This window comes from Streptomyces sp. NPDC046900 (assembly GCF_040644975.1).
GTDB lineage: Bacteria > Actinomycetota > Actinomycetes > Streptomycetales > Streptomycetaceae > Streptomyces.
Genome location: NZ_JBEYXD010000043.1, coordinates 1 through 19,146, shown reverse-complemented (window position 1 = coordinate 19,146; position 19,146 = coordinate 1). Strand labels below are relative to the sequence as shown.

General features: G+C 69.9%; 21 protein-coding genes. 14 read left to right on the top strand and 7 right to left on the bottom strand.

All coding sequences use genetic code 11. The features are described 5' to 3' along the window. Positions 1–41: 41 nt before the first annotated feature. The gene (locus tag ABZ904_RS31580) at positions 42–1,244 is read left to right on the top strand and encodes an acetyl-CoA C-acetyltransferase (RefSeq protein ID WP_359395388.1); all 1,203 of its coding nucleotides are present in this window, start codon (positions 42–44) and stop codon (positions 1,242–1,244) included. A gap of 45 nt (positions 1,245–1,289) precedes the next feature. Continuing rightward, complete coding sequence (gene meaB, locus ABZ904_RS31575) at positions 1,290–2,246, top strand: methylmalonyl Co-A mutase-associated GTPase MeaB (protein WP_359395385.1); 957 nt, start codon at positions 1,290–1,292, stop codon at positions 2,244–2,246. Between the two features lie 1,120 nt (positions 2,247–3,366). Here meaB and ABZ904_RS31570 read toward each other — a convergent pair. The 4 genes from ABZ904_RS31570 to ABZ904_RS31555 form a co-directional block, all read right to left on the bottom strand. Next, positions 3,367–3,843, bottom strand: coding sequence for a MarR family transcriptional regulator (locus ABZ904_RS31570; protein WP_359395382.1), 477 nt, complete (start codon positions 3,841–3,843; stop codon positions 3,367–3,369). 92 nt (positions 3,844–3,935) lie between these two features. Then, entirely contained in the window at positions 3,936–4,730 is a 795-nt protein-coding gene (locus ABZ904_RS31565; protein ID WP_361827059.1) for an AIM24 family protein, read from the bottom strand. Further along, on the bottom strand, positions 4,727–5,377 hold the full coding sequence (locus ABZ904_RS31560; RefSeq protein ID WP_359395377.1) for an AIM24 family protein: 651 nt from the start codon (positions 5,375–5,377) through the stop codon (positions 4,727–4,729). Before ABZ904_RS31560 ends, ABZ904_RS31565 begins: the two co-directional genes overlap by 4 nt. Before the next feature lies 1 nt (position 5,378). Next, the gene (locus ABZ904_RS31555) at positions 5,379–6,011 is read right to left on the bottom strand and encodes an AIM24 family protein (protein ID WP_359395586.1); all 633 of its coding nucleotides are present in this window, start codon (positions 6,009–6,011) and stop codon (positions 5,379–5,381) included. Positions 6,012–6,250: 239 nt separating this feature from the next. On the opposite strand from ABZ904_RS31555, the gene ABZ904_RS31550 reads away from it, so the two are divergent. The 5 genes from ABZ904_RS31550 to ABZ904_RS31530 all read left to right on the top strand — a co-directional run bounded on the left by ABZ904_RS31550 (position 6,251) and on the right by ABZ904_RS31530 (position 9,093). After that, on the top strand, positions 6,251–6,595 hold the full coding sequence (locus ABZ904_RS31550; RefSeq protein WP_359395374.1) for a DUF3817 domain-containing protein: 345 nt from the start codon (positions 6,251–6,253) through the stop codon (positions 6,593–6,595). Beyond that, a complete protein-coding gene (locus tag ABZ904_RS31545) occupies positions 6,592–6,888 on the top strand; it encodes an MTH1187 family thiamine-binding protein (RefSeq protein WP_359395372.1) in 297 nt (98 codons plus the stop codon). Before ABZ904_RS31550 ends, ABZ904_RS31545 begins: the two co-directional genes overlap by 4 nt. 146 nt (positions 6,889–7,034) lie before the next feature. Continuing rightward, positions 7,035–7,787: a hypothetical protein gene (locus tag ABZ904_RS31540; protein ID WP_360995086.1), complete on the top strand. Its 753-nt coding sequence runs from the start codon at positions 7,035–7,037 to the stop codon at positions 7,785–7,787. Beyond that, on the top strand, positions 7,784–8,464 hold the full coding sequence (locus ABZ904_RS31535) for a DUF4166 domain-containing protein (protein WP_359395368.1): 681 nt from the start codon (positions 7,784–7,786) through the stop codon (positions 8,462–8,464). Before ABZ904_RS31540 ends, ABZ904_RS31535 begins: the two co-directional genes overlap by 4 nt. Further along, entirely contained in the window at positions 8,461–9,093 is a 633-nt protein-coding gene (locus ABZ904_RS31530) for a helix-turn-helix domain-containing protein (RefSeq protein WP_359395365.1), read from the top strand. The genes ABZ904_RS31535 and ABZ904_RS31530 overlap by 4 nt, the downstream gene beginning before the upstream one ends. 121 nt (positions 9,094–9,214) lie before the next feature. Here ABZ904_RS31530 and ABZ904_RS31525 read toward each other — a convergent pair whose 3' ends face one another. Next, the gene (locus ABZ904_RS31525) at positions 9,215–9,646 is read right to left on the bottom strand and encodes an SRPBCC family protein (RefSeq protein WP_359395363.1); all 432 of its coding nucleotides are present in this window, start codon (positions 9,644–9,646) and stop codon (positions 9,215–9,217) included. A 125-nt stretch (positions 9,647–9,771) separates the two neighbouring features. On the opposite strand from ABZ904_RS31525, the gene ABZ904_RS31520 reads away from it, so the two are divergent. The 3 genes from ABZ904_RS31520 to ABZ904_RS31510 all read left to right on the top strand — a co-directional run bounded on the left by ABZ904_RS31520 (position 9,772) and on the right by ABZ904_RS31510 (position 12,512). Further along, a complete protein-coding gene (locus ABZ904_RS31520; protein WP_359395360.1) occupies positions 9,772–10,281 on the top strand; it encodes a MarR family transcriptional regulator in 510 nt (169 codons plus the stop codon). A 65-nt stretch (positions 10,282–10,346) separates the two neighbouring features. Then, positions 10,347–10,685, top strand: coding sequence for a DUF3817 domain-containing protein (locus ABZ904_RS31515; protein ID WP_359395358.1), 339 nt, complete (start codon positions 10,347–10,349; stop codon positions 10,683–10,685). A 126-nt stretch (positions 10,686–10,811) separates the two neighbouring features. Continuing rightward, positions 10,812–12,512, top strand: a complete 1,701-nt coding sequence (locus ABZ904_RS31510) for a methylmalonyl-CoA mutase family protein (protein ID WP_359395355.1) — start codon at positions 10,812–10,814, stop codon at positions 12,510–12,512. Positions 12,513–12,584: 72 nt separating this feature from the next. Here the strand turns inward: ABZ904_RS31510 and ABZ904_RS31505 are convergent, their stop codons facing one another. Then, the gene (locus ABZ904_RS31505; RefSeq protein WP_359395352.1) at positions 12,585–13,736 is read right to left on the bottom strand and encodes a DUF3103 family protein; all 1,152 of its coding nucleotides are present in this window, start codon (positions 13,734–13,736) and stop codon (positions 12,585–12,587) included. Positions 13,737–13,973: 237 nt separating this feature from the next. Next, a complete protein-coding gene (locus ABZ904_RS31500; RefSeq protein WP_359395350.1) occupies positions 13,974–14,588 on the bottom strand; it encodes a TetR/AcrR family transcriptional regulator in 615 nt (204 codons plus the stop codon). Positions 14,589–14,882: 294 nt separating this feature from the next. On the opposite strand from ABZ904_RS31500, the gene ABZ904_RS31495 reads away from it, so the two are divergent. From ABZ904_RS31495 to ABZ904_RS31480, 4 genes are all read left to right on the top strand, one after another. Further along, entirely contained in the window at positions 14,883–15,857 is a 975-nt protein-coding gene (locus ABZ904_RS31495; protein WP_359395348.1) for a tetratricopeptide repeat protein, read from the top strand. A gap of 622 nt (positions 15,858–16,479) precedes the next feature. Then, positions 16,480–17,139, top strand: a complete 660-nt coding sequence (locus ABZ904_RS31490; RefSeq protein WP_359395346.1) for a DUF6230 family protein — start codon at positions 16,480–16,482, stop codon at positions 17,137–17,139. Positions 17,140–17,269: 130 nt separating this feature from the next. After that, positions 17,270–17,803 carry a DUF6114 domain-containing protein gene (locus tag ABZ904_RS31485; protein ID WP_359395344.1) on the top strand — a complete coding sequence of 178 codons (534 nt, stop codon included), beginning with the start codon at positions 17,270–17,272 and terminating at the stop codon, positions 17,801–17,803. Further along, complete coding sequence (locus ABZ904_RS31480) at positions 17,793–19,073, top strand: hypothetical protein (RefSeq protein ID WP_359395342.1); 1,281 nt, start codon at positions 17,793–17,795, stop codon at positions 19,071–19,073. The genes ABZ904_RS31485 and ABZ904_RS31480 overlap by 11 nt, the downstream gene beginning before the upstream one ends. Positions 19,074–19,146: the final 73 nt, after the last annotated feature.

The following is a 19,146-nucleotide window of genomic DNA, read 5'->3' as shown; positions in this document are numbered from 1 at the left end:
TCGTTCACTCCTCGGCTCCGGCCGGAAGGGGATCGCAGCTCATGTCTGGAACGAACAGCACGACCTCCGTCATCGTCGCGGGTGCCCGCACCCCGATGGGACGGCTGCTCGGCTCGCTGAAGTCCTTCTCCGGAGCCGACCTCGGCGGCTTCGCGATCAAGGCCGCCCTCGACCGTGCGGGGATCGGTGGCGACCAGGTGCAGTACGTGATCATGGGGCAGGTGCTGCAGGCCGGGGCCGGGCAGATCCCGGCACGTCAGGCCGCGGTCAAGGCCGGCATCCCGATGAGCGTCCCGGCCCTGACGATCAACAAGGTGTGCCTGTCGGGCCTCGACGCGATCGCGCTCGCCGACCAGCTGATCCGTGCGGGTGAATTCGACGTGATCGTCGCGGGCGGCCAGGAGTCCATGACCAACGCTCCCCACCTGCTGCCGAAGTCCCGCGAGGGCTTCAAGTACGGCTCCGTCCAGATGCTCGACGCGATGGCCTACGACGGCCTGACCGACTCCTTCGAGGGCGTCGCCATGGGCGAGTCCACCGAGAAGCACAACACGCGCCTCGGCATCGGCCGCGAGGAGCAGGACGCGATCGCGGCCCTGTCCCACCAGCGCGCCGCCGCCGCCCAGAAGAACGGCGTCTACGAGGCCGAGATCACCCCGGTCGAGGTGCCGCAGCGCAAGGGCGAGCCGGTGGTCTTCAGCAAGGACGAGGGGATCCGCGGCGAGACGACGGTGGAGTCGCTCGCCAAGCTGCGCCCGGCGTTCAGCAAGGACGGCACCATCACGGCCGGCTCCTCCTCGCAGATCTCGGACGGTGCGGCGGCCGTGGTCGTCATGAGCAAGGCCAAGGCTCAGGAGCTTGGCCTGGAGTGGATCGCGGAGATCGGTGCGCACGGGAACGTGGCCGGTCCGGACAACTCCCTGCAGTCGCAGCCCTCGAACGCGATCATGCACGCCCTGAAGAAGGAGGGTCTGGAGGTCTCGGACCTGGACCTGATCGAGATCAACGAGGCGTTCGCCGCCGTCGCGGTGCAGTCAATGAAGGACCTTGGGGTTTCCACCGAAAAGGTGAACGTCAATGGTGGCGCCATCGCTCTGGGGCACCCGATCGGCATGTCCGGTGCCCGGCTCGTACTCCACCTGGCCCTGGAGCTGAAGCGGCGCGGCGGCGGTGTCGGCGCGGCCGCGCTGTGCGGTGGCGGCGGCCAGGGTGACGCGCTCATCGTGCGGGTACCCAAGGCCTGAGCACCCCGTACGCCGTACGTCATCTTGAATCTGAACGGAGCTGTGATGCAGGACGTCCCCTCGCTGGTCGCCCAGGCCAGGGAAGGCAGGCCGCGGGCCGTGGCCCGGCTGATCTCCCTGGTCGAGGGGGCGTCCCCGCAGCTCAGGGAGGTCATGGCCGCCCTGGCTCCGCTGACCGGCGGGGCGTACGTGGTGGGCCTGACCGGTTCGCCGGGTGTCGGCAAGTCGACGACCACCTCGGCGCTGGTGACGGCGTACCGCAAGCAGGGCAAGCGGGTCGGCGTCCTGGCCGTCGACCCCTCCTCGCCCTTCTCCGGCGGCGCGCTGCTGGGCGACCGCGTGCGGATGTCGGAGCACGCCTCGGACCCCGGTGTGTACATCCGTTCGATGGCCACCCGCGGCCATCTGGGCGGCCTCGCCTGGGCGGCCCCGCAGGCCATCCGGGTGCTGGACGCGGCGGGCTGCGAGGTGATCCTGGTGGAGACCGTCGGGGTCGGCCAGTCGGAGGTAGAGATCGCCTCCCAGGCCGACACCTCGGTCGTGCTGCTGGCACCCGGGATGGGTGACGGCATCCAGGCCGCGAAGGCGGGAATCCTGGAGATCGGCGACGTGTACGTCGTCAACAAGGCGGACCGCGACGGCGCGGACGCCACCGCCCGCGAGCTGAACCACATGCTCGGGCTCGGCGAGTCACGAGCCCCGGGCGACTGGCGCCCGCCGATCGTGAAGACCGTCGCCGCCCGAAGCGAGGGCGTCGACGAGGTCGTGGAGGCGCTGGAGAAGCACCGGGCGTGGATGGAGGAGCATGGGGTGCTGACGGAACGCCGGCTGGCCCGCGCCTCCCGCGAGGTCGAGACGATCGCGGTGACGGCCCTGCGGGAGCGCATCGGCGACCTGCACGGCGACCGCCGCCTGGGCGCCCTGGCGGAGCGGATCGTGGCCGGCGACCTCGACCCCTACCGGGCGGCCGACGAACTGGTAGCGGGCCTGACGAACAGCTGACGGGCGCGCCGGGATGCCCGGTGGTGGGCTGACCGGCCGGCTGTCGAGTTGTGCCCGGGTGCTGGTGGGGGCCCGTGCGGCGGGGTGTCAGGTGGTGCCTGGGTGCCGGTATCGGCGACCAGCCGACGCGCCGTGCTTGGGCGCCGCTGGTGGGCTGACCGCCTGGTCCCGCGGTGCCCGGTTGCAGGCCTGACGAAGGGCTGACGGGCCGCGCCGGGGGTGGCTGGTGGCGGTGTAGGCAGTCGGCCGCCGGGTTGTGCCCGGGCGCCGCTGGTGGGCCTGGCGACCGGCCGACAAGCCTTGCCGCGGTGCCCGTGGCGGGTCGCGCCCGGTGCTGGTCGTTACACGACAGCGGCCTTGTGCAGCACGCCCTGACCTCGCCCCCTGACGGTGGCCTCGCGTCCAACGCGGGCCTGACGGCCTGGTGCGCGGGTCATGCCGGGGTGCCGGTCTCAGTGGCTGACCGCCGGGTGTTCGGTCGCCCTTGGGCGCCGCTGGCGGCCTGACGAACGGCTGACAGGCGCGCCGGGATGCCCGGTGGTGGGCTGACCGGCCGGCTGTCGAGTTGTACCCGGGTGCTGGTGGTGGGGCCGGCGACCAGCCGGTGCGCCGTGCCTGACCGCTGGTTGGCGGATCGTGTCCGGTGCCGGTCGTTGCCGTGGCACGGGCCGTGTGCGGCCCGCCCTGGCCCCGCCGTCCTGGCGGGGGCCGCGCGGCTTGCGCGGGGCCTGACGGCCACTAGTCGTGCCCCGCCGCGGCCTTGTGGGCCTGTCCTCGACCTCGCAGTCCTGACAGGCCGCGGCCCGTCAGGGCCGTTCATCGCTCTGGCCTTCGGCTTCACCTATCTGATCGCGGACCAGTCGCCCCAGGCGCCGGGCCTGCGTCTCCAGGCCCGGCGCCCAGGCCGACACGGCGGTCGGTGCCGATGGTTCGGCCGGTCCACGCCGGTGGGCCGCGGCGTCTGCCCCTCAGGGCCCGCTCCGGGGTCTCCGGGGCGCGCAGCGGCACGACGGGCACGGTACGCGGCGACCGTCGTGGGTCTCCGCGGGCGTGCCCGGGGCGAAGGACTCGCGTCCGGGGCGGGGCGGGGTGCGCGGTGGCAACCCGCCCCGCCGTGGCGCTACGGCTTGCCCCGCTGGCCCCGCAGATGCTCGGCGATCGGGCCCAGGGACTTGTGCAGGTGTTCCAGGTCGTCGGGGGGCAGCAGATCCATGAAGTGCCGCCGCACCGACGCCACGTGGTAGGGCGCGACCTTCTTCATCGTCTCCAGGCCGTGGTCCGTGAGGACGGCGAACAGCCCCCTGCGGTCGGACTCGCAGTTCTCGCGGCGTACCAGGTCCGAGTTCTCCATACGAGTGATCTGGTGCGAGAGGCGGCTCTTGGACTGGAGGGTGGCGGCGGCGAGGTCGCTCATTCGCATCCGCATATCCTCCGACTCCGAGAGATTCACCAGAATCTCGTAGTCGTTCATCGTCAGGCCGAACGGCTGGAGGTCCCTTTCGAGCTGGTACGTCAACAGCCTGTTGACCTCCAGGTGGGTGCGCCAAGCGCATTGCTCCGCATCGGTCAGCCAGCGCGTGGCCGTCTCGGTCTCCATGAGTGAAGTCTACCTAAAAGGTTGAAAGGCGAACTAGTGAGGGTGGTGTGACTGTGCGCACGCGTTCGACGTCACACTCCGCAGACTACCGCTCACAGCCCGAAGCGACGCTGGACGTCCCCCAGCTGTCCGGGAAGGCGCGGTGCCCCCGGTGCCCCCTGGTGACCGGGTACCCCACCGCCACCCGGCACCCCGGGCTCGTGCGGGACCGCTCCTGTCGCCTGCTCGGCCATCAGTGTCTCCGAGGACTGGAGCAGGACTGTGCCCGCCCCGACGAACTCGAACTGGTGCTCCTCCCCGGAGGCCCCGCCCAGCCCTGTCATCGCACGTAGACCGCCCCATACGCCCGTCAGATACCCGTGGTCGTAGTGGTGGCACGGAGACGGGCAGTCGGCCCAGCCGACCAGGGCCTGCGGGTCCACCCGGATCGGGGGTTCCATGAACACCACCGGACCGTTGGACGCGGCCACGAACTTTCCGGTTCCGATCAGCGTCAGGAAGCCCGGGATGATCGACTGCTTCAGGGACAGAGTTGGCTGAAAAGCGAGCAGGTTGCCCGAGCGAATGGTCAGATTGCCGTCGTCCAAGTCATACGAATTCACGTCGAAGGCCCGGTCGGCGAGGAGCATCTTGCCCGAGCCCTCCGCCACCACCCAGTCGCTCGCGTGCAGTGGCGAATGAAAGGACGTACGGACAATACGGTCGAGTCGTCCGTGCCCGATCCCGTTGAACTCGATGGAGCCGTAGTAGGCGATCATCTTGCCCTTCTGCAGGAACCACTGGCTCCCCTTGAGCTCCACGCAGAAGGTGTACTTGTTCACGTTGTCGTCGGCCGGCAGCGTCATCGGGTCGAGGACGACGGGGCCGGCGCCCGGGTAGGTGGTCACAGCTTCTCCTCCGACGCCTGGACGTAGACCACACCGCTGCCGCTCAGCTCCAGCTGGAACGCCTCGCCGGAGCCGCGCCCCACCATGTCGCGCCAGCCGAGCGCCGTGGAGAGCTTGTTGCGTACGTCGCCGTGGTGGGCCACGTACGCCTGGGGGTCGACGTGCACCGGGCGCTGCGGGGTGATCGGCACCTCGAAGACGCCGCCGTGCGCCATCACGGCGACCGCACCGTGCCCCCTGAGCGTGGTGGTGAACAGGCCCTGGCCCGTGACCTGGCCGCGCACCAGGCCCATGACGCCGCCCTGGGAGCCCATGAACATCGTGCCCTGCTGGAGGGTGCCCTCGAAGGCGAGCAGGCGGTCCGCCTCGACGTACAGGGTGTCGCCCGTGAGCTGGATCACCTGGATGTGGTGGCCGCCGTGCCCGAACAGCACCGTGCCGCTGCCCTCGACCGTCATCAGCGGCGTCGCCTCGTTCGCGATGCGGCGGCCGATCATCGACATGACCCCGCCCTGGCCGCCCTGGATGTTCGGGGTGAAGGAGACGTCGCCCTTGTAGGCGAGCATCGCGCCGCGCTGGCTGAACAGCCGCTGCCCCGGTACGACCGTCGCTTCGACGACCTTCGAGTTCAGTTCGTGGAAGGCCATGTCAGACGTCCCCCGCGATCGTTTTGCGCTCGCTGGGCTGGACGTACACCAGTCCGTCCCCCTCGAAGCGGATCTGGAAGGCCTCGCCGCCGCCCTCGCCGAAGAATGTGCGGAACGTCACGCCCGACTGGAACGACTGGCGCAGGTTCCCCTGGTGCGCCACATAGGCGCCGGGGTCGACGGTCAGCGGGTACTGGGCGCTCACCCGCAGTACCACCGCCGGACCGTCCGACATGATCGCCGCCTGGCCGTGGCCCTCGACGGTCGTGGTGAACAGGCCGTTGCCCTGGGAGGCGCCGCGCAGGCCGGTGAACGTCGTGCCGGTGCGCAGACCGGCGTCCGTCGCGAGCAGGTTGCTCGACTCGACGTACAGCTTGTCCCCCTGGAGGGTCACGAGGTTGATCTCGGTGGCCTGGTCCGCGAACCAGCACGTCCCATGCCCCTTCACCTCCATCACGGTCATCTGTTCGCCGGTGAGTCTGCGGGTCACCATTCCCCGGAGCCCCTCACCGCCGCCGGTGAGCTTCTTGAAGGCCATCTGCCCGTCGTACGCCACCATGGAGCCGTTCTTGGCCTTCACGGCGTCCCCGGCCATGTCGACGGCCAGCACCTTGCTTCCTTGAAGTCGGAACATCGCCACGTGGCGAAGGTAGCGGTCGGGCGGGTGGAGCGGACAGAGTCGCGCGGTGGATCCGGACCCTGACGCGTCCCTGAGAGGTCGGGCCCGGCGACGGCACTCCGCGGCAGCCGGGCGCCGACACCCCGCACCCCCGGTTCCGGATCCACCGGTTCCCGGATGTCACAATGGGCGGGCTTGTGCACACGTTCACAAAGCGACTGCGTCGTCAGCGACTCTCCCACCGAAGGTGACCCGTGGACATAAAGACCGCCACCGCCCTCCGCCGGCTCCGCCTGGTCTCGGCCCCCGAGGCCGTCTCCTTCCTGCTGCTGCTCGTCTGCTCGGTACTGAAGCGCACCACCGACTTCAATGCGGTGCCCGTCATGGGCGCGATCCACGGGGTCCTGTTCATCCTGTACGTGATCTTCTGGGCGGACGCCTGGAACCGTGCCCGGTGGTCCGCCGGGACCGCCGCCGTCTACTTCGTCCTTTCCGTGCTGCCGACCGGCGGCTTCTTCGCCGAGCGCAAGCTGCGCCGCGAGGCCGAGAACGCCGTCATCGCCGCCCGCGCACGCAAGGAAGGGATCGTGAACGCGTGATCGTCGCCTTCTCCGTGACGCCCCTGGGCGTCGGCGAGGACGTGGGGGAGTACGTCGCCGACGCCGTCCGGGTGGTTCGGGAATCGGGTCTGCCGAACCGTACCGACGCCATGTTCACGTCGATCGAGGGCGAGTGGGACGAGGTGATGGACGTGGTGAAGCGCGCCGTCGCCGCGGTCGAGGAGCGGGCGCCACGGGTCTCCGTGGTGCTGAAGGCGGACATCCGTCAGGGCGTGACCGACGGCCTCACCTCGAAGGTGGAGACGGTGGAGCGGCATCTGTCCGGCAAGTAACTCCCCGCCCGTGAACGGAGAACCCCGGTCCCTAGGGCCGGGGTTTTTCCGTACCAGGGGTTTGAGCGTTCGCTCAAACCTGCTGTAGTGTCAGGCCAGTTGTTTGAGCGGTCGCTCAAACGGGGCATCGACCTGGGGGATTCGGGATGGGGCTCTACGTAGAGGCGCACATACGCGCCGGCCTCGACGAGCTGTGGGAACGCACGCAGGACCCCGCCCTGCACCAGCGGTGGGACCTGCGGTTCACCGAGATCGACTGTCTGCCGCGCGCGGAGGGCGAGCCGCAGCGCTTCCGGTACGCGACGCGTGTGCTGCCCTTCCTGAAGATCTCCGGGACCGGCGTGTCGGCGGGGGAGAGGACGCGACCGGACGGCACACGCACCTCCGCGCTGCGGTTCTCCTCACCGCATCCGCTGTCGCTGATCGCCGAGGGCAGCGGCTACTGGCGGTACGTGCCCGACGGCGACGGCGTGCGCTTCCTGACCGGGTACGACTACCGGCCGCGCTGGGGCGCCTTCGGCTCCCTCGCCGACCGGCTGGTCCTGCGGCCGCTCATGGGCTGGGCGACCGCCTGGTCCTTCGACCGCCTCCGCCTGTGGCTGGAGCGGGGGATCACCCCGGAGCGCGCCCTGGCGAACTGGCTGCTGGAACTGGCCGTCCGCGCCCTGGTCCTCACCGTCTCCTGCACCGGCCTCGGCCTGGACCCGTTCCTGGGCCTGTTCGGCCCGTTCGCCGCGACGATGGCGTATCTGTATCCGCTGCTGCTGGCCGTCGCCATCTGCGTCGCCCTGTCCAAGTCGCCCCTGTCCCGCACCCCGGCCGCCCGCCGGTGTCTGCGCACCCCGCCCACGCGGGTGACCGCGCCGCGTCTGCTCGCCACCCTGGAGCACCCGTCATGACCTCGATCTTCCGTACGGTGATGGGCGCGGACTTCGAGCGGCTGCACCCGGAGCTGCGGCGCCGCTTCTCCATGGGGCTCGCGAGCGGCGAGGCCTGCACCGGACACGGGGTGATGGACCGCGTCTGGCACGGCAGGGGGTTCGTCAAGCCGTTCCTCGCGCTCGGCGCGACCCGTCACATCCTCGTCCCGCGTCAGGGGCGGAACGTCCCCTTCACCATCGAGAACGTGCCCTACACCGACACCTTCGGCCGCGAGACGGTGACGTTCGTGCGCACCTTCCGGCTTCCCGGGCGCGCTCGCCGCTTCGACGCGCAGATGGTCCTGAGCCCCAAGGGCGACCGGGTCCTGGACTACCTGGGCACGCACCAGCATCTGGCGAGCGATCTGCACTTCCGCGCGGAGCCGGACGGGTCGCTGCTCATCCGCTCCGGCGAACACCGTTTCCGGGAGGGGCCGGTGGACGTGCGGGTGCCGGAGCTCATCGGCGCCGAGGCGGAGGTACGGGAGTCGTTCGACGAGTCGGCGGGACGCTTCCGGATCAGGGTGCGCGTGGTGAACCGGTACTTCGGGCCGCTGTTCGGCTACGAGGGGTCCTTCACCACGACCTACGCGGACGCGCGGGAGCACGGGGTGCGCCCCGGGCTGCGGCCGGTGCGCGAGGAGGCGCGGGCGTGAGCGAGGCGACCAGGGTGAAGCTGCTGGAGGGGGCGCTGCGAACCCTCACCGAGCAGGGGATCGCCAAGACGTCGGCCCGGACGATCGCGGCGACCGCCGGGGTCAATCAGGCACTCGTCTTCTACCACTTCGGCTCGGTGGACGAGTTGCTCGCGGCGGCCTGCCGGTACGGGACGGAGCAGCGGGTGGCCCGCTACCGGGACCGGCTGGACGCGATCGGCACCCTCGGGGAACTGCTCGCGTTCGGGCGCGAGATGCACGAGGAGGAGAAGGCGGCGGGGCATGTCGCGGTGCTCGGCCAGCTGCTGGCCGGCGCGCAGACCCACCCCCGGCTCGCCCCGGCCACGGCGGCGGGGCTCGAACTGTGGATCACCGAGATCGAACGGGTGCTGGCCCGGGTGCTGGCCACGACGCCGCTCGGGGAGTTCGCCGACGCAGGCGGACTCGCGCGCGCGGTGTCGGCTTCCTTCGTCGGGATCGAACTCTACGAGGGAGTGGACGCACCGGGGGCGGGCGCGGCGCTGGCCGCCCTGGACCAGCTGGCGTCCCTGGTGGCGGCACTCGACGACCTGGGCCCGGTGGCACAGCGAGCGGTGCGGCACGCACTGCGCCGGGCGTCGCGTCCCTAGCGGCGGTGCCCCGCGGTTCGCTCCCGGCGCGCGACGGGGCCTGCCGGACGCCACCGGGACCCTGCCGGCCCGGCGGACGCCCGGGGACCCGGGGCCATGGTGCCCAGCGGTCTCCTGCCGCTCACTTCTCCGCTTCGACGTACTCCTTGAAGTGCTCGAGGTCGCTGCGGACGAGCCGCTCGATCGCAGTGGCCTGGGCGAAGCCCTTGGGCCCGCCGAACGTCTCATGGACGGTGGCGGGGTCGTATTCGATCCGTATCTGGACCCGGGTGCGGTCCCCTTCGATCGGCTGCAACGAGAAGGAGCCCGCCAGTTCAGGACCCTCCGTGGTGTGCCACTCCATCACGCGTTCCCCGCCGCGGTCGGAGACCTCGGCCTCGAACTCCCGGGACCGGCCGCCCGCCTCGACGTCCAGATGCGCCCGGCCACCCGCCTCCGACCGGGCGTCGCGCACTCCGCCCACGAAGCGCGGATAGTTCTCCACCCGGTGGATGGTGTTCCAGGCCTTGTCGACCGGGACTCCGACGTCGACGTGTTCTTCGAGGGTGCTCATGGCCCACCTCCAGGTTCCCGCTCGTGGCGCTTGGCCTTCCGCTTCCAGTGTGCGCCCGGGCGGCCGGCTGACCGAAAAGCGAGACAGGGCTGACCAGCATATGACCGGCGGGTAAGGTCGATGCCGTGCCGAAGCCCCTCAGCCTCTCCTTCGATCCCATCGCCCGCGCCGACGAGCACTGGCAGCAGCGGTGGGGGAACGTGCCGTCCATGACCGCGATCACCTCGATCATGCGGGCGCAGCAGATTCTGCTGGCCGAGGTCGACGCGGTCGTCAAACCGTACGGACTGACCTTCGCGCGGTACGAGGCGCTGGTGCTGCTCACCTTCTCCAAGGCGGGCGAACTGCCCATGTCGAAGATCGGCGAGCGCCTGATGGTGCACCCGACCTCGGTCACCAACACCGTCGACCGCCTGGTGAAGTCCGGTCTCGTCGCCAAGCGGCCCAATCCCAACGACGGCCGCGGCACCCTCGCCTCCATCACCGACAAGGGCCGTGAGGTGTGCGACGCGGCCACCCGCGACCTGATGGCGATGGACTTCGGGCTCGGTGCGTACGACGCGGAGGAGTGCGGCGAGATCTTCGCGATGCTGCGCCCTCTGCGCGTCGCCGCGGGCGACTTCAAAGCCGACTGACAGGCTCGGGTACCGGCCCGGGGGTGCCCGAAGATCGCCCGAAACCGGCGGTTACCCTCGTCCCCATGAAAAAGAGCGTGCTGACCCGCTACCGCGTGATGGCCTACGTCACCGGCGTGCTGCTGGTCCTGCTGACCCTCGGTGTGATCGCCAAGTACGTGCTGGACGTGAACGGCGCCGCGGACTTCACCCGCGTCGTCGGCATCGCGCACGGCTGGCTGTACGTGGTGTACCTGGTCTTCGCCTTCGACCTGGGCTCCAAGGCGAAGTGGCCGGTCGGCAAGCAGCTGTGGGTCCTGCTGGCGGGAACCATCCCGACGGCCGCGTTCTTCGTCGAGCGCAAGGTCAGCCACGAGCTCGAGGCGAAGCTCGCGGAGGGGACGCCGGCGGTCGCCAAGGCCTGAGGCCCGGCTGCCACCGCCGTACGACGGCTTCGTGCGGCGGTTTTCGGCCCGCGTTCATCGGCTTCTCATCAGCACGCCGGCTTGAGCGGTCGACATTTACTTGGACGTCCTAGTAAATTCGACGGTATGGACGCAGACGCCATCGAGGAGGGCCGCCGACGCTGGCAGGCCCGCTACGACGCCGCACGCAAGCGCGAGGCGGACTTCACCACGCTCTCCGGCGATCCCGTCGAGCCGGTGTACGGTCCGCGACCCCAGGACACGTACGAGGGCTTCGAGCGGATCGGCTGGCCGGGTGAGTATCCGTTCACCCGCGGCCTGTACCCGACCGGCTACCGGGGACGGACGTGGACCATCCGGCAGTTCGCCGGCTTCGGCAACGCCGAGCAGACGAACGAGCGCTACAAGATGATCCTCGAGGCCGGCGGCGGGGGCCTGAGCGTGGCCTTCGACATGCCGACCCTCATGGGCCGCGACTCCGACGACCCCCGTTCCATGGGCGAGGTCGGGCACTGCGGGGTGGCGATCGACTCGGCGGCGGACATGGAGGTCCTGTTCAAGGACATTCCGCTCGGCGATGTCACGACCTCGATGACGATCAGCGGTCCGGCCGTCCCGGTCTTCTGCATGTACCTGGTCGCCGCCGAGCGGCAGGGCGTGGATCCCGCCGTGCTCAACGGCACGCTGCAGACCGACATCTTCAAGGAGTACATCGCCCAGAAGGAGTGGCTCTTCCAGCCCGAGCCGCATCTGCGCCTCATCGGCGACCTGATGGAGCACTGCGCCGCCGGCATCCCCGCCTACAAGCCGCTGTCCGTCTCCGGGTACCACATCCGGGAGGCCGGAGCGACGGCCGCGCAGGAGCTCGCGTACACGCTGGCGGACGGCTTCGGGTACGTGGAACTGGGACTCAGCCGCGGCCTGGACGTGAACGTGTTCGCCCCCGGCCTGTCCTTCTTCTTCGACGCGCACGTCGACTTCTTCGAGGAGATCGCCAAGTTCCGGGCGGCGCGCCGGATCTGGGCGCGATGGATGCGCGACGTGTACGGGGCGACCAGTGAGAAGGCCCAGTGGCTGCGCTTCCACACGCAGACCGCCGGTGTCTCGCTGACCGCGCAGCAGCCGTACAACAACGTGGTGCGCACGGCGGTGGAGGCGCTCGCGGCCGTGCTGGGCGGGACGAACTCGCTGCACACCAACGCCCTGGACGAGACCCTGGCGCTGCCCAGCCAGCAGGCCGCGGAGATCGCGCTGCGCACACAGCAGGTGCTGATGGAGGAGACCGGCGTCGCCAACGTCGCCGACCCGCTGGGCGGTTCCTGGTACGTCGAGCAGCTGACGGACCGGATCGAGGCGGACGCCGAGAAGATCTTCGACCAGATCAAGGAGCGGGGTCTGCGGGCGCATCCCGACGGTCAGCACCCCATCGGGCCGGTGACCTCCGGGATACTGCGGGGCATCGAGGACGGCTGGTTCACGGGCGAGATCGCGGAGTCCGCGTTCCGCTACCAGCAGTCGCTGGAGAAGGGCGAGAAGAGGGTGGTGGGCGTGAACGTCCACACCGGCTCGGTCACCGGCGATCTGGAGATCCTGCGGGTCAGCCACGAGGTGGAGCGCGAGCAGGTCCGGGTCCTGCGCGAGCGCAAGGCCGGGCGGGACGAGAACGCGGTGCGTACCGCGCTCGACGGCATGCTGGCCGCCGCGCGGTCCGGGGCCAACATGATCGAGCCGATGCTGGACGCCATTCGGGCGGAGGCCACGCTCGGGGAGATCTGCGGGGCGCTGCGCGACGAGTGGGGCACGTACACCGAGCCCGTGCAGTTCTGAGGGCCAAATGCGAAAGGGCCGGCGGGAACCAGGTTCCCGCCGGCCCGTTTGTGTGGTCGACCGCCGGTGTTCTCAGAACTCCTGCACGAAGTACGGCTGTACCGTCATCCAGCCGTTGCCGCGAGCGCCGTAGCGGGTGCCGTTGTCGCTCTGGGCCAGGGTGTACCAGGAGTCGACGTAGTCCGGGTCGTCCGTCCACCAGTCGTTCGGCATGGCGTCCAGGACCGCGTTCACCAGCGGGATGTAGGTGCCCTGGTCGGCGATGGTGAGCAGCGCCGTGGCGATCGCCTTGGCGAGGTCGCGGTAGTTGGTGCTGCCGTCGTCCTCCATCATCACGGCGTCGGCGAGGTTGTACTTGTAGTTCGACCAGTTCACCAGGATCTGGTTGGGGTAGTACGTGGTGTTGTCGTTGTCCAGGTACGGCATGTCGACGGGGTCGACCCGGGCCGTGCCGTCCTGGCCGAAGCCGGTGACGAGGGTGTAGATCTCGGCGTCGCCCTTGATCCAGGGCTCCTCGTCGTCCGCGAGCCGGACCGAGGTGATGCGGGTGGTCCAGAAGCCCCCGGTGGCCGCCTGGGCCCGCGGAGCGGCCGTGCGGGCCTGCTGCGGGGCCGACGCGGCGGAGGCCACGCCGTAGCGGGTGAGTTCCTCGTTCAGGACGCCCAGACCGGCGGACAGCGCCTTGGCGCCGTCGATGTCCACGACGTACACCGGGTGCGAGGGCGCCTTGCGGGCGTCGATCGTGTGGGCCCGGCCCCGGCTGTCGTAGGCGGTGACGGTGGCGGCGTCGTCGTCCGCGGTGGCGGCGGCCACCCAGGGCGTGACCCCGGCGGCCAGCGCCGCGCGCATGGAGCTGTCCCCGAGCCGCAGCCGGAGCAGCGAACCGACTCCGGAGTGCAGGCCCTTGGCGGCGGCGATACGGCGGTCGGCTGCGGCGAGGGTGGACCTGAGGCTGCCGCCTGCCTTGCCGGCGAGGGGGGTGACGGCCACCTCGTCGGACGTGAGCGCCGCGCTCCGGACGTGGGCGCGCCAGGCGGAGTCGGTGAGCGAGCCGGCTATCGCCTGTGCGGCGTGGTCCTCGGCCGCGACGACGGCGGAGGCGGGGGCGGGGGCCTTCGGGGCGGCCGTCGCGGGCAGGGCGCTCAGGGTCTGGCCGGCGCAGAGCGCGACCAGGGACGCCGCGACGGCAGCGAGGCCGCGTCGGCGGGGGAGACTGGGTCTCACGTGGATCGATCCTCCTGGGGAGAGTGGTCGATGTCTCACTGACGGATGGAGCCGTGTCTCACTGTTCAGTTGGAGCCGTGACAGCGGATCTATGCGGGTAGATTCGCCGCGGACAAGCATGACGATGACATGACAGCCAGGCAAGAGGTGTGCGCCGCAAGATGGTGAACATCCGGGGTCGCAGGCCGGAAGACTTTTCGGTGTAGGCCTTACCGTCGGTAATCCTGCGGCGCGCCGTCAGTCGGCGTCCGTCGCCAGCCCGCCGAGCAGCACCGAGGTGAAGCGCGACGCCCAGTCGGCGTCGATGGGTTCGCAGGAGACGAGCGTGCGGTGCACGACGGCGCCCGCGATCATGTCGAAGATCAGGTCGACCTGCGGGGCGGGGTCGGCGTCGTCGGCGGGGATCTCGCCGCGGCTCTGGGCCCGTCGGCGGCCCTCGATCACCAGCCGCTTCTGCCGGTCGACGATCGCCTCCCGGATCCGTTGCCGCAGCGCCTCGTCATGTGTGGCCTCGGCGACGACCGCCATCAGCGCGGTCTTGGTCGCCGGCTGTTCAAGGAGGGCGGCGAACTGGAGGACGACCCCCTCCACGTCCGCCTGCAGACTGCCGCGGTCGGGGAGCTCCAGCTCGTCGAAGAGCTCCGCCACCGCGTCCACCACGAGTTCCTTCTTGCCCGCCCAGCGGCGGTACAGGGTCGTCTTAGCGACCCCCGCCCGGGTCGCCACGTCCCCCAGGGTCAGCTTCGACCAGCCCAGTTCGACCAGCGCCTGTCGGGTCGCCCGGAGGATCGCGGCGTCCGCGGCGGCGTTGCGCGGGCGTCCGGTGCGGGCGGCGGAGGTGCTGCTTTGCATGCCTGTGACCATATCCGGCCGGGTCCACCGCCATTTCCGGACGTCATGTGAAGTGGTGAGGGAGATCACCGGTGGAGCGGCCCCGGGGACCCCCGGGGACAGTTACGCTACGACTCGTAGCGAAAGCGTGTGCGTCCCGATGTGACGCGTGCGCGCGAGCGACGACCACCGGCGCCGAGTGGGGACCCGGCGCAGAGCATCACAGGACCGACGTCAACACCGGACCGGCACCGCCGGGCACAGCTTTTCACAGGGCTTTTCACAGCGGCGTTTCGAAGGGGGGAGGATGTACTCATGCAGCCACGGAACATGTCCATGAGCGGAGTCGTCGACCTCGCCGCGGTGAAAGCAGCCCAGGATGCCAAGGCGAAGGCGGAGCAGGCGCGCGCCGAAGCGGCCCGTCAGGGCGGGGGAGGGGCGGTCTCCCCGGCCGACCTCGTCATCGACGTCGACGAGGCGGGGTTCGAGCGCGACGTCCTGCAGCGGTCCACCGAGGTCCCGGTCGTCATCGACTTCTGGGCCGAGTGGTGTCAGCCCTGCAAGCAGCTGAGCCCGGTCCTGGAGCGGCTGGCCCATGAGTACAGCGGCCGGTTCGTGCTCGCCAAGATCGATGTCGACGCCAACCAGATGCTGATGCAGCAGTTCGGCATCCAGGGGATCCCGGCCGTCTTCGCCGTAGTCGCCGGGCAGGCGCTGCCCCTCTTCCAGGGTGCCGCCCCCGAGCAGCAGATCCGCGCGACCCTGGACCAGCTCGTCCAGGTCGCCGAGGAGCGCTTCGGACTGACCGGCCTGACCGTCGACCCCGATGCCGAGCCGGGCGGCGCCGAGACGCCCGTCCAGGCCCCCGCAGGGCCCTATGACGCGTTGCTCGAGGCGGCCGTGCAGGCCCTGGACGCGGGCGACTTGGGCGGGGCGGTCCAGGCCTACAGGAACGTGCTGAGCGACGACCCGGGCAACACCGAGGCCAAGCTGGGCCTCGCGCAGGCCGAGTTGCTGCAGCGGGTGCAGGACCTCGACCCGCAGCAGGTGCGCAAGAACGCCGCGGAGAAGCCGGGTGACGTGGCGGCACAGATCGCCGCGTCGGACCTGGATCTGGTGGGCGGTCATGTGGAGGACGCGTTCGGGCGGCTCGTCGAGACGGTGCAGCGCACGGCGGGGGAGGACCGGGACACCGCACGGCTGCGGCTGCTGGAACTCTTCGAGGTGGTCGGCGCCGAGGACCCGCGTGTGACCGCGGCGCGCAGGGCGCTCGCGCGGGCGCTGTTCTGACCAGTCGCTAAACGGACGGGCATGTGATGCCCGAGTGAAAGATTCGCCGACGGAGGCACACAGCGGCCGCGCTTTACCAAATCTTGGTAATCGCGGCCGCTGTTACTTGGAGTAAGTCGAGGCCCTGGTTCTGTCGGCTTCTGTCCCTTCTTCAACCGTTTCGTCATCTCCCTTTGCGCCACGAAGAGTTGCGGTTTGATGCCGCCGCGTCGTGGCGCGGTTATCCGGCCGTTACTAGCCAGTAACGAACCCCCTTGCGGGGGCGGCGAGAATGCACCACGATCGGCGACGCTCGGTCCATCGCCGTACCCGCCTGCCAGCCGGGTCAACGGGTCTTCGGTGGGTCCCCACCGGGCAGGAGCCGGCGGCAGTGGCGTCGGGTCCTGGACAGGGGGGTCTCCGCTGTTGCGGAGCCTGTCCGGCAGGTTGTGCGTGATGCGTGTCAGGCGCGACCAGTGGTTGTCGCTCGGGGGTGATCGCCGGTGATTCGGGCGCAGTTCGCGCCTCCGAGTGCGGGCGCTCTCCTTCCCGAGGACGTAGCACTTCTCCCATCCCTGCCCGGCTGAGCCGCCGACCGGTAGCGAGCTGGGGTCAGGAGATGTACGTCCGAGAAGGAGGAAACATGGAGTCCCAAGTGCGTGGCGGGACCAGATGGAAGCGGTTCGCTGTGGTCATGGTGCCCAGCGTCGCCGCGACAGCAGCGATAGGCGTGGCCCTCGCGCAGGGCGCACTCGCCGCCTCGTTCAGTGTTTCGGGGCAGGAGTTCAAGGTGAGTGCCGGCCAGCTGGTCGGCACCGGCTTCACGCAGTACGGCGCGGTCGACTCGGGCAAGAGCCTCGACGGCAGCACGGACCAGGCGCACCCGGTGGCGGTCTCGGCGTTCGACCACGCCAGCATCACCAACATGTGCCAGTCCGTGGTCACCCCGATCCCGTTCCTGGGCAAGTCGGTCACTCTCAAGCTGACTGCGGGTGACAAGGGCACGGACGTCCAGGCGGACCAGCTCTTCATCGACGTCTCGAACCTCGACTCGGACCAGGCGGTCTTCAAGGGGATCGACATCGGCGTCGCGGCCGGTAGCGTCACCAAGGGCCCGAAGCCCAAGGCCGACGAGATCCAGCAGAAGAAGGCCAACCCCTTCGGGTTCGCTCAGCAGGCCGACTCGGCCACGCTGACCGGCGTGAAGCAGACGGCGTGGGCGACCACCGCCGGCACCTTCAAGCTCGCGAACCTGCACATGGGTCTGCAGTGGGGCAGCGGCCAGGGCGTCGAGTGCTACTAAGCACTCGCTGACGGGCGGGGGAGCCACTGGCCTTCCCCGCCCGTTCCCTCTCCACCCTCACCTTCACTACTTGCACATCACTGCCGCACAACCCCCTCACCTCAGCAATACCGCTCCAGGGAGCTATTCGATGAACGCCGAGTCGCCCGCGCAGAACGAGCACTATCTCCGCGTCTACCGGCGGCGCTTCCGCGACTGGCGGGGCACCCGCCCATTCTGGGCCGGACTCTTCGTCCTGCTCAGCGGCTTTCCGATCATGTACTTCCCGTATGCGCACCTCAAGATCGGTCAGCTCACGGTGGCGATGGCGACCACTGCCGGAGCCGGGTCCCTGATCATCGGCGTGCTCCTCGTCGTCCTGGGCCTGACCCTGTGGTTCCAGCAGCACGTACGAGTCTTCGCGGGTGTCGCGGCGATCCTGCTGGCCCTGGTGTCCCTGCCTGTCTCCAACTTCGGTGGCTTCGTGGTCGGCTTCCTCTTCGCCTTGATCGGCGGTGCCATGGCCGTGTCGTGGGCCCCGGGTGTAGCGAAGCCGCAGGGGCAGGAGGCCGGAACGGCTGATGAGGACAGCCCGTTCGAGGCCGCGGACGGGGTGAGCGCGCAGGACGACCTGTCAGGAACGACCCCGCTCAACGGGACGAACGGGAGGCACAGTGCCGGCTGACGAGGTGACCCACGGGACGGACGTGGACGCGTCCCGTGTGAGAACCGGGCCGCGCCACGCGGCACCCAAGAAGCCGCTGTTCACCAGGTTCCACATGCCGGCGGGCAAGGCGATAGCCATGGCCGCGATGCCGACCGCCGTCTTCATGGGAGTCGGGCTCAACGCCACGTTCGCCCGTGCCGACGACCACCCGGCCAAGAGCATGTCGGTCGACGAGTACCAGAAGTGCGTGGAGGCGGTGGACGGCTCCAAGGACTCCTCGTCCTCGCCGTCGCCGTCCGCCTCCGCGAGTGCGTCCGAGTCCGCCGGTACGGCTCAGCCGACGCCCTCGGCCTCGCCGGGCAAGACGGACAGCTCGCCGGGCAAGACCTCTTCGTCGGATTCAGGTTCCGACGACAAGGTCACGCCGAAGCCGTCCGCCTCCTCGACGGGCACGTCCGGCAAGCCGTCGGGCGGCGGCACGCCGACTCCCTCGGCCTCCCAGGGCGGCGGCCTGCTGGGGACCCTCGGAGACGCGATCGGAGGTGTCCTCACGGGCGGTTCGAGTACGTCCACGAGCGCCACCCCCACGCCCTCCGCCTCCTCGGCGTCCTCGACGAAGGAGACCGCGAAGGACACGGCGTCCACCACCGTCAAGGACACGACCAAGCAGCTCACCGACACGGTCAACAAGACCGTGAAGGACACCACGGACACGGCGACGAAGACGGTCTCCGATGCCACCAAGGCGGCCGGTGACGCCGTGAAGTCGGTCGAGTCCGCCGTCCCGAGCGTCTCCGCGAGCCCGAGCGTGCCGGACGACTGCGTCGCAGCCACCGACGACGAGGGCGGCGTGGAGAAGATCGTGGCTCTGCCCGACGCCCCCTGGCACCTTCAGGCCAGCTCGCTGACGCTCAGGGGCGCGGACTACCAGGGCGTCGTCAAGGTGCGCACCGCCAACGGCACCGTGAAGAAGGTCCTGAAGTACGTGATCTCCGATGGCACCGACATCGGCGATCTGCACCAGCTCGTCGACGGCGACAACGGCAAGACGTACCACGTCCAGGCGGGCAAGGGCACGACGTCCACCATCCGTGACGGCAAGACGGTGATGTACACCGAGAGCATTTCGGGCAATCTGCTCGGTCTGATCCCGATCACCTTCAGCCCGGACAGCCCGCCGCCGCTGAACATCCCCTTCATCTACTTCACGAACGTGAAGGTCACCCAGGCCGGGCAGTTCGGCGGGACCCTGACGGTGCCCGGCATGCAGCAGTACGTCACCGGTTGAGGCTGACCACCCTCCAGACCATTCGGGAGCCGCACAAAGAGCAGTGGCCCAGTCCCCCGCGGGGGACTGGGCC